Below are 11,374 nucleotides of genomic sequence, written 5' to 3'. Positions count from 1 at the left end.
CCCCGCGGAGCGGGTAAAAGCCTGCTGCGCAGGCTTCCAGGGAACCCCTGCGCGCAGCGCAGAGGGGAAGCGAACCCCCGCGCTGCGCGCGGGGTAACGGAGTGAGACTCCTCGCGTTGCGAGGAGTGGGCTCTGCGCTGCGCTCCGAGCCTTGTGTTTCCTTCCGTCAGGAATTTTGCTATATCCGTAGGTTGAGTCAGTGCCTTTCCGGCTCTCCGCTTCGCTTTGAGCCAGCGGCTCCCTCGTCGCTGCGCTCCTGGAGGGAGCCTTAAGAGTCCGTTCGCTGCGCTCCCGGACCTGGCCCGCGTTCGCGGGCCGCTGGCTACAGATTGGGGAGGGGTCGGTCGTTTCCTTCGGTGAAAACTTTCGGTGGATCCGGGTTTGGGGTTGGTGCCTCCCGGCATGGAAATCACGGTGGTTGCGCAGCGGAGTGCTCGGCGGGTGTGGTGATGTCAGTTCCGCTTCGCTGCACAGATATCCAGGTGGTGCTGTCACCCGTGTTGTCAGCCTCGGGGCGTGTACCAGGGTACGAGGCGCAGCAGGAGGTCGAGGGTGTGACGGGCAGCTGCGCGGGTGGCCGTGGTGGGGGCGAAGGCCGCGGCGAGGGCGAGGGTAGTGGTGGTAGCGCCGAGCGCGGCCGTGAGGATGAGTAGGACGTTCGTCAGGTGGCTGGGGTGCTGGAGGGCGCTGGCGATGAGGAAGGTGAGGAGGACGGTGGCGAGTCCGGCGGCGGCCTTGGTTCGGATGCGGTTTCGGTGCTCTGGGGTCATGGACGGGCCTGCTGTCTGGAGTTGGCGGATGTCTGGGTAGTGCCGAGACCAGTGAGCCAGAACCGTGGGTTCGCAGAAAATTGCACCTCTCGGGGTTGTAATGGTGGGCATGGCACGAGGGGCGCCGAGTCCGGCTGATCTGCAGGTGGTCCGTGAACTGGCTGCGCGTGGATCGGGGGTGACGGTAAGCCAGTTGGAGAGCTGGCGGCGGGCGGGGCTGCTGCCGCGGCATCGGCGGCGAGGGCTCGGGCGGGGTCGGGGGTCGGTGGTGGATGTGGTCGATCCGGTGGTGGTGGAGAGTGCGGCGGTGCTGGCGCGGCATCTTCGCCAGGGGCGGGATCGTCGGCTGACGGTACTGGAGTGGTTCGCCGAGGCGGGCGCGCCTGCGTTGCCGGGAGCGGTGCGGGTGCCGGAGCCGCCGCTGACGGCGGTGCGGGAGGCTGTGGTCTGGGTGCTGCGGGGCACGGTGTCTCATCGGCTGCTGGAGCTCGCACGTGGCGCGGCGGGGGCGGGTGAAGAGGCCGCCGATGCGCTGTATGAGGTTGCTGACCGGCTGCTGGCGACACGGCCGTATCGCGGGTCTGCAGATCCCGCTCTGGTGCGCGCGGCGCTTGAGGCCGATGCGGACGTGCCGGACGGGCCGGACTTCAGGGGGATGGTGCACCTGGTCGCGGCGATCGGTCTGGGGGCGCAGGAGGTGGGCGGGGATGTGCTGGCCGAGGCGTTCGGCGCCTTTGCCTTGTTCGGGCTGACGGCCGAGGACTGGGCGCAGATGCTGGGGGCGGTTGAGCGCGGTGAGAGTCCGCCGGTGGACTGGGGACTGCTTCAGCAGCACGCGGACGTGCTGGGGCTGATTCAGCAGGCCAGCGATGAGCAGTTGCTGCGGGCCCGGACGGTGCTGCTCGGGCTGCGAATGTTCTATGGGCTGCACCTGATGCATGCCCTGTTCATGCCGGACACCCCGGCACTGGCAGCGCTGCGGGCGAAGATCGACGAGCTGGGTGTGTTCCCCCTCCTGGACCACGTCATCGCCCTGAGCCCCTCCCCCACGCACTTCGCCCAGGGCCTGGCCATCGGCCTCGAGCCGCTGTTCGACGGGCTCTACGAGACGCTCATGGAGCAGCTCGCGGCAGAGCCAGGCCTCTTCCAGGTCCCCGGCGACGAGACCGGCGCAGCTGGCTTCATGGAAACCTGGATCCGCACTCTGCACGAGCAGACGGCAAGAGCCCGGGAGCGGGTGGATATGAGCGGTGAGGAGCCTTAGGAGCTGTGGATGCGGGATCTCTGCTTTTAGGGCTGGGGACGCTCATCCCGGCGAGGCGGTCGCCTGTCCCTCTGGCGAGTTCATTCGCGTCGCTGGTGTGGCGGCCGCGCCCGCTACGCGAGCCCGCCTTTGTTCCAGGGACGCCACTGCCTGCGACCGACCGCCGGGGTCTCGCACCCTTCGACAGGGGGCTCCTCCCGTTCTCCTGCTACGTGGGCCTGGCCGAGCACGGCGGCCTGCACGGCCGGCCAGTCCTGCGTGCACCACCAGCGGAACAGGTCGACGGAGGCGATCACGGGGAAGGGGAGAGCGTCGACGACCCTGCGCTGGTACACCTCGGCAGGGCGCTCGGCGGGGTCGAGGCGGTGCTGGTGGTTGACGATCAAGGCAGCGCAGGTGACAGGCTGACCGGGTCGCAGGTGTGGCCATTTGTCCAGATGGCGTTGAAGCTGCGAGATCAGTTTCTCCCCGGGTGCCCCTGCGGCGGCCTTCACCTCAACCAGGCATGTGGCTCCGTTCAGCATGGCGAGCAGGTCTGCTGACAGGGTGTCTCCCAGTTCCTCGTCCAGGTCGGTGACGGTGAAGCCGGCGGCACGCAGTACGACGGCCACCGCGTCTTCCAGCTCGCTGCCGGTGCCGTAGAGCAGGCCGTTCCGTACGGGTTCGGCCTTCTGCCTCGCCTGCTTCAGGTCGTCTTTCAGGCGGGTCTTGTCCTCCAGGTAGCGGCGCTCCAGCTCTTCGAGGGAGGTGCGTGCTTGTGTCTCTGCGGGGGTCTCCAGGGCGGGGTCGACATGGTGGTGTGAGCGGACGCGGCGCAGTGCGGCCGGGACCTGCTCGGGAAGGGCACGTTGGACGAGCCAGTCGACCACCTGATTCCAGTCGATCCCGTCAGGGATCACGTACCAGATCTGCTGGCCGTCGCCGGACGTCCAGCGAGCGACGACGGGCTCACCCAGGCTGTCGACGAGGATCGGCACCAGCTCGCCTTCGGCCTCGTGAACCGTTGTTCCGCGCGAGCCCTCCATGGTGGTCGCCTGTACGGTCATCGCCCACCAGGGGGCGCTGGGAGGGCGGTTGAGCAGTCTCAGGCCGAGGTCGCGGTCGGCCGCGTCCAGACCGGGCGCCAGGGAGACTTCCGCCCCCGCGAGCAGGCGCTCGCCGACGATCGCGCCGGTGAAGTGGCGGAAGTCCACGCGGCCACGGGGCCGGCCGAAGACCGACCACACGCGGTCCTCGTCATCGTCCGCCGTGCCCATCGTCGCGATGATGAGCGCGGGTTCGCCGCGCGAGGCCGCCCCGGACAGGAACCTGTCGTATTCGTCGGCGCCGTTGCCGGAGAAGTAGCTCGGGTTGATGGCGGCGGCGCAGGTGCTGGTGTCCATGCCGAGCCAGCGCGGCTCGGCCCCGTGCTTGGTCCAGGAGATTCCCGCGTACTTGGCCGAAGCCGTGAAGCGGTCGCGTACGTAGTCGTTGGTCTGTGGACCGGGCTCCTCCATCGGGGCGGGGTCGTGGACAGCGATGTGTACGGGGACGAGTCCGTTCGGAGACGAGGTATGCGCGGCCATAGCCGAACCGTAGCGGGCCGGTGTGACAGCGCCGCCGACAGAGCACAGCCATGCTCGCGCCGGGGGTACGAGACCGGTAGCCGTTGGTCGAGTGGGGACCTGCCAGCACGTCCAGCGGCAGGGGAAGGGGCCTAGTCTCTGGCGGCCGCGTTGTCGGCGGCCGACGATGTCCTGGAGGATCACTACGGGGGTGGGTATGGAGCTGACGGCGTTCTTCAGCAGCGGTGACGGATGGGCGCAGCCCTGGGTGCTCGACATCGAACTGGTCGAATCCTTGCGGTTCGGTCCGCCGGCCGGGCATACCGACCTGGACGTGGCGATCGCGCTGACCCGGCTGCTGCACCACGATTTCGTCTCCTATGGCACCGACGGCCAGGGCCGGCATCTGGACGACGAGAGCGTGCCCCTGGTCATTAAGGCGCACCGCGCCGTCCTCGAGCGCCTGGCCCTCGAGCCGCCCGCCTGGCCGTTTCGTACCTTCGACGGGCCGCGCGGGTTCGGCAGCTACTGGCGCGCCAACGATATGAGCGGCAGTTGGAAGGCGCGGCGGGACTGCATCGAGCAGATTCTCGGCCCTACGCGGGACGCGCTGGAGGACCTGCAGGAGCTGGAGTATGAACGGCGGTTCACCAGGGGGCCGTCGGGCAGCTTCAAGAACCTGATCTTCGCCGCCGACGGGGTCAAGCCGGAGATCGTGCTGCGGGACGCGGTGAACAACGAGGTCGAGATCGTCCGTCACGCCGACACGTGCTTGGTGTTCACCGACCCGCTGCCACCTCACGGGCTCACCTGGCGGCAGATGGTCGCCTGGTGGCAGAAGTACCACCAGCCTGGCGCCGATGAGAAGACTGCCGCCGAGGGGCTGTACCGGCGTCTGTACCGGTCGCTGGACTCGAAGCCCGAGCAGCTCCTCATGATCACCTACTGTGCCCGGTATGCCGAGGAAGGAGGTTTCGACCTGCCCGCGCTGATCCCCCAGGTCTACCTGCACTACGACCCCTACACGCGCAAGAGCGGCAAGCAGTCCGGCGCGCTGTACCGGCAGCGAATGGACTTCCTGCTCCTGGCCCCGGACCGCTCCCGCATCGTCATCGAGGTCGACGGAGTGCAGCACTACGGTCGGCCCAACCCGCCCGACGAGCAAGGGCGCATCACGCATACCGCGGTTCCGCGGCTGTACGCGGAGATGGTCGCCGAGGACCGTCGGCTGAGGCTCGCCGGATATGAGATCTACCGCTTCGGCGGCTGGGAACTCACCGCCCCGGGCGGCAGGCAGCTGTTGGAGTCCTTCTTCACCAGTCTCCTCGCGCGGCACCAGAAGCCGGCGCTGTGATGGGGGCCCGCCGCAGCGAAGCTGCCCTTCGAGGGGACGTGTACGGTCGCCAAGATGAATCGAGATGCAGCCTCCGATCCGCGTCGGCTCGGCGTGCCCAGGGAAGTCGTGGACGAGGGCGCGCGTACGCTGCGCCATGCCGTCGAGTCACTGGACGCCTTCGTCGGGAGTCTCACCGAAGGCACCGCGGTCGAGGGGATGTCGCCCGCCGATGCGGGCTGGGTCAGTTCCTCACATCACCGGCACCGCACAGCACGTTCCCGGTTGTGGGCGTGGGCGGGCTGGAGCACTCAGCTCACCCTCGGGAACATCGTCGATCACGTCCAGGCGATCGAGCGGACGCTGGTGGGCGAGCCCGTGGCCATATGGTCGCTTGTCTCGCTCTCCCGCGTCGTGCAGGAGGGCGCCATCCGGGTGTGCCATCTCTACGAGCCCGGTCTCAGCCCCGAGCAGCGTGCGGTGCGCATCGCGGCCGCGTGGCTCAATGGGGCTCGGCAGCATCAGGTCGCGGCCAAGGACGTCGGCGTGCAGGCGGTCCCGGAAGCGGAGAAGATCTGGCAGTTGGCCGAGCGGACCGTCCAGCGCGCCGGAATGAGCATCGGCCTGGACAAGCGGGGTCACCCGAGCTCGGCCGTGCTGGGGGCGGTCAAGGCGCCGTTCAAGGTGGACCTCACCAACATCGCCGCGAAGCGGCCCACGCATCTTCCTGCTTGGTACCGCATATCCTCCGCGGCCTCCCACAGCACCGTGTGGATGGTCGCCCAGGCCTTCGCTTCCGACGAGGACGACCAGCCGGTCATGCGAGCCGATCCGGAGATCGTCACCGCGGCGGTGCTGGCCGTTCTGGGAGCGTTCGAGGACTTGGTGCAGACGCTGGGCGACTACTACGGCAAGGACCCGCACCAAGCGCTGCTGACCGTCCGCCGGCGCACCGTGGCGGTCCTCGACCGTCAGCGGAAGTGGCGGCAGCAAGCGCAGGACGATGCACGCCTCCTACTCGGCGAAAGCGGCACGTGATCCCCTCGTGTTCCGTACCGTCTTCGCCGCCCCGCTGGTATCGGTCCTGGTCGCGTGGGCCTGGCTCTGAGGAGATGGTCAGGGCCAGGCCGGCAGCGGGAAGGCCGTCAGAGGGAGACGAAACGGCAGTGTTCCGGCTCCAGCTCGAGTTCGATCGCGGGCCCCGGGCCAGCCACCCGGCGCAAAATCGCGCTGGAAGGGTAGGTGGTGGTGCCCCAGCTGCCCTGGGCGCCTGGCCGGTCCAGGACGAGGACCCGGTCGCTGTAGTCGGCCATGCCGGCCGGCAGGTGCGCGGCGGTGACCGGGACGTCAGGGTCGTCCGGGTCTTCGGTGACGACCTGCGAAGTGACCAGGACGGCCAAGTTATATTCGCGGGCCAGGGAACGGAGTTCTGCCATGGTCGCGGCGGTGTCACGCCCCTCGTCGGTGAAGTCGCTGAAGTGCCAGAGGGAGTCGACGACCCACAGCCTGAGCGTAAAGCCTCTGCGGGCTGCGGCCAGCAGGCCGGCTCGAAGGCTGTCGGGCGCGCTGGTACCCACATGCGCGCCGTGCCGGAGCAGAGGGGTGGCGTCGAGTTCGGGCACCGCGGTGGCCTTGAACGTCTCCCAGCCGCCGGGAGGCACCTGCGAACGTACGTCGAATCCGTATCTGGCGGCGATGACCTTCTGGGCCAGGGCCTTGCTGGTGATCTCCCCGGAGGTGAACAGGGCGCCGATGCGCTGCTGTGCGTTGTGCAGGGCGACGTTCAGCGCCAGGGTGGAGCGGCCGGCCGTCGGCAGTGACACCAGTGCCGTCACCGTCCCCGGGGCAAGGGATGCAAGCGCGGCGGCGTCCGCGCCCCACGGCCAGAGGCACCGCGGCGGCACGGGGGGCTGTGTCGTGGGCAGAGGGCTGGTGGCGGGTGTTGTCCGGATGGCGCTCGCAGTGGTGACTTCGCGGGTCAGGAGGTCGACGGCCGCTGCTCGTCCCTGGGCGTCGAGGGGGGTGGGCAGGCGGCCGGCGGCTGCGGCTTGCCTGACGCGGCGCAGTGCTTCCTGGTAGCCGCATCCCACGGCGGCGTTCAGATCCTGGGCGATGCGCTGCTGGTGGGTGATGTTCCGGGTCATGACAGCTCCTGCGCGCTGGCTGTGCCGTCCCACCCCGGCGTGCCAGGTGCGCGGGACGTCACGGTCATGTCTGCGGGCACCGCTGTTCACGCCTTCCGAGCGGCCGCTCAGGTTCGCCTTCGGTCAGAGGTGGGTCTGGGCCGTGGCACGCGCAGACGAAGCACGTGCCGTAGAGGATAGCCAGTTGCCCGAGGTGGCCGGAAGGGCCGGTTCACGCCACCGGCGGGCCCGTTGTCGGGGCCTGTGACCGGGGTGGTGTTCAGCTCGCTGGGGACGAAGGGGCGCGGCACTCGCCGGTGTAGAAGGCGAGGAGTTGCGAGCCGTCGTCCAGGACGCTGCGGGGCTCACCGGGTTCTGCCGTCCTACGTGTTCGACCATCTGAGCGTGGACCGGGTCCGCCGGTAGACGCGTCGCCGCCCTGGGCCCGCGTCTGCGGTCATCGCGTCCGTCGGCGCAGGAGGATCTTGAGCGTCTCGCGGGCGTCCCTGCGCCGCTCGGGGCTCCGCGAGACAACCGAGACAGCCGCGACCGAGGCCACGCTGGCGGTGTAGAGGGCGCCGGTAAGAGCAGCGAAGAGGGCGGTCTCGGTGAGCAGGGTCGGCAGCGTGGACATGGTTGAGGTGCCTCCAGGGTTGAGTCCGGGTCGGTCGCCGCCCGGGCACCTCCATCAGGCCACGGCGCAGGGCGCAGTAGGTTCAGGACTGAAGAAACCGGAAGAAACCTGAAGGAACGAAGTCGAAGGGGGTCTCGATGGCGGAGGCGAGGGGCGGGGCTTCGCCCCAGGAGACCGCCAAGCAGGAGTTGGGCGTCGCGCTGCGCTCGGCTATGGCCGAGCGGGGGTGGCGGGCGGCGGACCTTTCCCGGGAGTCGGGCGTGGTGGCACCCACTCTCTCCTCGATCCTCAAAGGTGCCTCTGCCGGTAACAGCGCGAGCTTCAACGCGATCCTGGACGCTCTCTGCCCGCCCCCGACGGCACAGGCACCCGGCAGACACTTGCGTCAGGAGGAGAAGGAGGAGCAACAGAAGCTCCGGCAAAGAATCCAAGGCCTGTGGGAGGACGCAACTCGGCGGGAGCCTCGTCCTGGGCGGCAGATGGAACGATCGGATTTGCCACTCGATGCGTCTGGAACTGCTGGCCGACCAGCCGTGCGCGCAGAGGTCCCGGCAGCCGAGGTCGCCGAACGCGCTGCCGTAGCGGCTGAGCGCTTTCAGGCACAGCAGGAGGTCGTGGACACCTTCGACAGGGCCGCCACCGGTGTCTTGAGTGACGCCCGGGAAGCCTATGAAGCCTGGGTGGGGTTGCCGGAGTCCTGGCCGGACGTCGAGGACGCGCTCAACGCGCTTTGCCGCACCGGGCCGCAGGACGTGATGGCCGACGTGGTGAAGGCCGCCCGGGAGGTCCGTCTCCTTCTCATCTTGCTACCGCAGTCTGCGGCCTGCTGCGCTGCGATCCATATGCTCGACGCCGAAGATCGAGCAGCCCTCGACCAGGTCGCGATCGCGGTCCGATGGGCTGACGGGGCTATCAACGCGCATGTACACGCTGCGGAGGAGCGGGCCCGGGAGGCGATGACGAAGGTTGACCGTATGGGGGGCGGCTTCCTCTGGGTGCACCTGCGGGAGGGGGAGCTCCTTGAGGCCATGCGGCCGCGGTACCAGAGGGCGATCGCAGCGGCGGACGTAGCGTTGCGGGAGTTCCGTTCCCTGGTCAGCCGCCGCCTGTTCGCACCGTACCTAGCGGACTCGGAGTAGCTGCGGCGCGTACGGCACGATCCCGGACGAGCTGCCGGTCGGCCCGCGGTCTCAGCACTCGCCCCAGGGGTCAGCCGAAGGCGGGGACGGGGTTCTCATCCGTCCAGTCGCCGTCGAAGAGGGCGGCGACGAGCTGCGCCTGCTCGGCTTTGATCTGACCGGTCCGCATCTTGGTGCGGGTCTTGGCGAACCAGGGGCCGATCTTGACGGTGTCGCCGTCGACGGTGATCGTCTCGCGGGCAGTGGGGGCGCGACGTTCGCGGTGGAGGAAGAGTTCGAGGATCTGAACGGTCTGGGCGAAGGTGCGCCGCGTTGTGGGGCGGGGTGTGAGATCGCTGGTGGCGGGTGTGAGGTTCAGGGCGGCCAGGAGGCGGTGCTGGCCGGAGTCGAGGGTGGTCCAGGCGGTGAGCTGGCGGGCGGCCCAGCTGCCGAGGTTGATGGTGCCGACATGGGTGTCAGGGGTAAGGGGCTGGCCGGTCTCGATGTGGCGGCGCGCCAGGTGGTATTTGCGGTGCCAGTCCGGGCCGTGTGGGAGCTGCCAGTCGGGGTCGACGGCCGCCAGGTCGGCGGCGCGGGCGGTGTCGAGGCGGCCGCGTGTGGCGAGGGAGCGTTGTTCGGCGAGCCAGCCACCGAGAGCGGTGGTGGCGGGGGCAGCAAGGTGGCCGTGCGCGCGGTGGTAGTCCGCGGCGGCCGTCAGGCGGGCGCGCCACGCGGCGGCGTGCTTGTCCCAGATCATGCCGAGCGCGTCGAGCTCGGCAGTCCAGTCGGGTTCGAGGCGGCCGGCGGTTGCGGCGTCGCGCATGGTGGTGATGAAGCGGCCGAGTTCGAAGCCGGCCGGGTCGGTGTGGTCGGTGGGGACGTCGAGGTGGCCGTAGGTGTCGTGGAACGCCTGGGCGGAGGCGAGGCCTTCACGGCGGGTGCGGGTGAGGGCGCCGCGGGGGTTGAACGCGATGAGGTCCATCGCTTGGGCGATGCGTTCGGGGTGGATCGTGTAGTCGAAGTGCCAGCGGTGCTGGATGAGGCTGCTGGTCTCGGTGGTGAGGCGGTTGGCCTTGTTGGGGAGGCGTTCGATGATGCGGTGGTCGTGGCTGGCCAGGGCGGTGGTGATGGCCCAGACGGGTTCGTAGGGGGTGCCGAGGATGTTCTCGGGGTCGTCGGCTGGCGGGATGTAGACGGGGACGATGAGGCTGGCGGTCTTGCCGGATACGTCCAGGCGTAGGGCGCGACCGAGGCCTTGGACGCAGCGGGTGATGCTGCTGGTGGGGTCGGCGAAGACGACGGCGTCGACGCTGGGGATGTCGATGCCTTCGGCGATCACTTTGGCGTTGGTGAGGATCGCGCGGGGTGAGGCGGCGAAGCGGGCGAAGATGTCGGTGCGCTGGTCGGCGGTGTGGTCGCCGTGGACGTGGAAGACGTCGGGGTCAAGGCCGGGGAAGCAGTCGGGGTCGGCTGTGCGGAGGCGGCGCAGGGTGTGGGGCAGTTCGCGGGTGAAGCGGATGGAGTCTTCGACGAGGTGGAAGAAGACCAGGACCCGGCGCATGGAGTGCTTGGTCATGGCGTTCAGGACGGCGAGGTGGAGTGCGGTGGTGCGCAGGGCGTCCTCGGGGCCTGTGCCGGGGGTGGTTGTGCCGGGGGCGGGGAGGTTGAGGCGGGCGCGGAGGTCGGTGTCGGTGACGGTGGGGACCACGATGCGGTAGTCCGCGGCGACCCCGTCGGCGATGGCCTGTGCGAGGGGGTACTCGAAGACTTTCTTTCCGTAGACGGTCTCGTTGTCCATGCTGTTCGCCGCCGCGTCCGTGTCCGGCACGGGTGTGGTGCGAGGTTGGCGGCGGGCGGTACTGGCGGACTCGGTGAGGTTGGGAGCGGCGAAGCTGCGTGGGGTGGCGGTCATGTAGAGGCGGCGGTCGGTATGGATCCGGGTCGCGTCGTTGATGACGGCCCACTTCTTGTCCGCCCGGCCGGCGATGCGGTGAGCCTCGTCCATGATCGCGAGATCGAAGGGTGGCACGGTGTAGCGGGTGTGCTGTGTCGCCTCGATCTTGTCGAGTGAGTCGTAGGTGGAGATCACTGTCAGGGCGGGGAGCTGGTCGTCCCTCTCCCCCACGACCGACATCAGCGCCGCAAGGGCATGCGGGCTGCTGGTGGAACCGACTCGGCGGGCAGCGAGCGCGTCGTGTGCCGTGGTGTCCATCGAGGACACGATCACCATGTGCTCCAGGTGACCGTCACGGCGCCACGCGAGCGCGGTCTGCGCGGCCAGGTCCAGCGTGGGCACGACAACCAGGACCAGGCGGGCGCCGAGCTCGTCCGCGGCCCGGATCGACGCCAGCGTCTTGCCTGTCCCTGTCGCTGCCACGTACAAGGCCCGGGTATGCGGGCGGCGCAAATGTCGGACCACCGCCCGCAGGCCGCCCTCCTGGTCCGGACGCAGCACGGGACGGTCGGCGGGACGCCAGACGGTGGGCTCGACCGATGTGACCATGCCCGCCATCATCCCGTATCGAATCGGAGCGGACCGGTGGGTGATCCAGAAGCTCCCCGCCCGGCGGACGGCCTGGGGCCCAAAG

At 69.3% G+C, this 11,374-nt stretch carries 9 protein-coding genes; 4 read left to right on the top strand and 5 right to left on the bottom strand.

The window, feature by feature from the left end:
* Positions 1–503: 503 nt before the first annotated feature.
* Positions 504–770: a hypothetical protein gene (locus ACFYYR_RS31465; protein ID WP_030391044.1), complete on the bottom strand. Its 267-nt coding sequence runs from the start codon at positions 768–770 to the stop codon at positions 504–506.
* 265 nt (positions 771–1,035) lie between these two features.
* On the opposite strand from ACFYYR_RS31465, the gene ACFYYR_RS31460 reads away from it, so the two are divergent.
* Entirely contained in the window at positions 1,036–2,034 is a 999-nt protein-coding gene (locus tag ACFYYR_RS31460; RefSeq protein ID WP_388861233.1) for a hypothetical protein, read from the top strand.
* Between the two features lie 113 nt (positions 2,035–2,147).
* Here the strand turns inward: ACFYYR_RS31460 and ACFYYR_RS31455 are convergent, their stop codons facing one another.
* Entirely contained in the window at positions 2,148–3,599 is a 1,452-nt protein-coding gene (locus ACFYYR_RS31455) for a hypothetical protein (RefSeq protein ID WP_388861230.1), read from the bottom strand.
* Positions 3,600–3,795: 196 nt separating this feature from the next.
* Between ACFYYR_RS31455 and ACFYYR_RS31450 the strand changes: the two genes are divergently transcribed.
* Together ACFYYR_RS31450 and ACFYYR_RS31445 are read left to right on the top strand one after the other, a co-directional pair.
* Positions 3,796–4,932: a hypothetical protein gene (locus ACFYYR_RS31450; protein ID WP_351510578.1), complete on the top strand. Its 1,137-nt coding sequence runs from the start codon at positions 3,796–3,798 to the stop codon at positions 4,930–4,932.
* A gap of 54 nt (positions 4,933–4,986) precedes the next feature.
* Positions 4,987–5,949, top strand: coding sequence for a hypothetical protein (locus tag ACFYYR_RS31445; RefSeq protein ID WP_351510422.1), 963 nt, complete (start codon positions 4,987–4,989; stop codon positions 5,947–5,949).
* A gap of 107 nt (positions 5,950–6,056) precedes the next feature.
* On the opposite strand, the gene ACFYYR_RS31440 is transcribed toward ACFYYR_RS31445, so the two are convergent.
* Together ACFYYR_RS31440 and ACFYYR_RS31435 are read right to left on the bottom strand one after the other, a co-directional pair.
* Positions 6,057–7,055, bottom strand: coding sequence for a DnaB-like helicase C-terminal domain-containing protein (locus ACFYYR_RS31440; RefSeq protein ID WP_351510424.1), 999 nt, complete (start codon positions 7,053–7,055; stop codon positions 6,057–6,059).
* A gap of 436 nt (positions 7,056–7,491) precedes the next feature.
* Positions 7,492–7,668: a hypothetical protein gene (locus ACFYYR_RS31435; RefSeq protein WP_351510427.1), complete on the bottom strand. Its 177-nt coding sequence runs from the start codon at positions 7,666–7,668 to the stop codon at positions 7,492–7,494.
* Between the two features lie 137 nt (positions 7,669–7,805).
* On the opposite strand from ACFYYR_RS31435, the gene ACFYYR_RS31430 reads away from it, so the two are divergent.
* Positions 7,806–8,807, top strand: a complete 1,002-nt coding sequence (locus tag ACFYYR_RS31430; RefSeq protein ID WP_351510429.1) for a helix-turn-helix transcriptional regulator — start codon at positions 7,806–7,808, stop codon at positions 8,805–8,807.
* A gap of 70 nt (positions 8,808–8,877) precedes the next feature.
* Here ACFYYR_RS31430 and ACFYYR_RS31425 read toward each other — a convergent pair whose 3' ends face one another.
* Positions 8,878–11,289 carry a Helicase associated domain protein gene (locus tag ACFYYR_RS31425; protein ID WP_388861223.1) on the bottom strand — a complete coding sequence of 804 codons (2,412 nt, stop codon included), beginning with the start codon at positions 11,287–11,289 and terminating at the stop codon, positions 8,878–8,880.
* Positions 11,290–11,374: the final 85 nt, after the last annotated feature.

The sequence above is a fragment of the Streptomyces sp. NPDC001922 genome, from assembly GCF_042891165.1.
In the GTDB taxonomy this organism is placed as follows: Bacteria; Actinomycetota; Actinomycetes; order Streptomycetales; family Streptomycetaceae; genus Streptomyces.
The sequence above is the reverse complement of the archived record's forward strand: the minus strand, read 5'-3'. Positions and strand labels throughout refer to the sequence as shown.

What these genes read in the sequence shown, in the direction of transcription:
- ACFYYR_RS31465 (WP_030391044.1), bottom strand. Translation starts at nt 770, where the DNA reads ATGACCCCAGAGCACCGAAACCGCATCCGAACCAAGGCCGCCGCCGGA.
- ACFYYR_RS31455 (WP_388861230.1), bottom strand. Translation starts at nt 3,599, where the DNA reads ATGGCCGCGCATACCTCGTCTCCGAACGGACTCGTCCCCGTACACATC.
- ACFYYR_RS31450 (WP_351510578.1), top strand. Translation starts at nt 3,796, where the DNA reads ATGGAGCTGACGGCGTTCTTCAGCAGCGGTGACGGATGGGCGCAGCCC.
- ACFYYR_RS31445 (WP_351510422.1), top strand. Translation starts at nt 4,987, where the DNA reads ATGAATCGAGATGCAGCCTCCGATCCGCGTCGGCTCGGCGTGCCCAGG.
- ACFYYR_RS31440 (WP_351510424.1), bottom strand. Translation starts at nt 7,055, where the DNA reads ATGACCCGGAACATCACCCACCAGCAGCGCATCGCCCAGGATCTGAAC.
- ACFYYR_RS31435 (WP_351510427.1), bottom strand. Translation starts at nt 7,668, where the DNA reads ATGTCCACGCTGCCGACCCTGCTCACCGAGACCGCCCTCTTCGCTGCT.
- ACFYYR_RS31430 (WP_351510429.1), top strand. Translation starts at nt 7,806, where the DNA reads ATGGCGGAGGCGAGGGGCGGGGCTTCGCCCCAGGAGACCGCCAAGCAG.
- ACFYYR_RS31425 (WP_388861223.1), bottom strand. Translation starts at nt 11,289, where the DNA reads ATGGTCACATCGGTCGAGCCCACCGTCTGGCGTCCCGCCGACCGTCCC.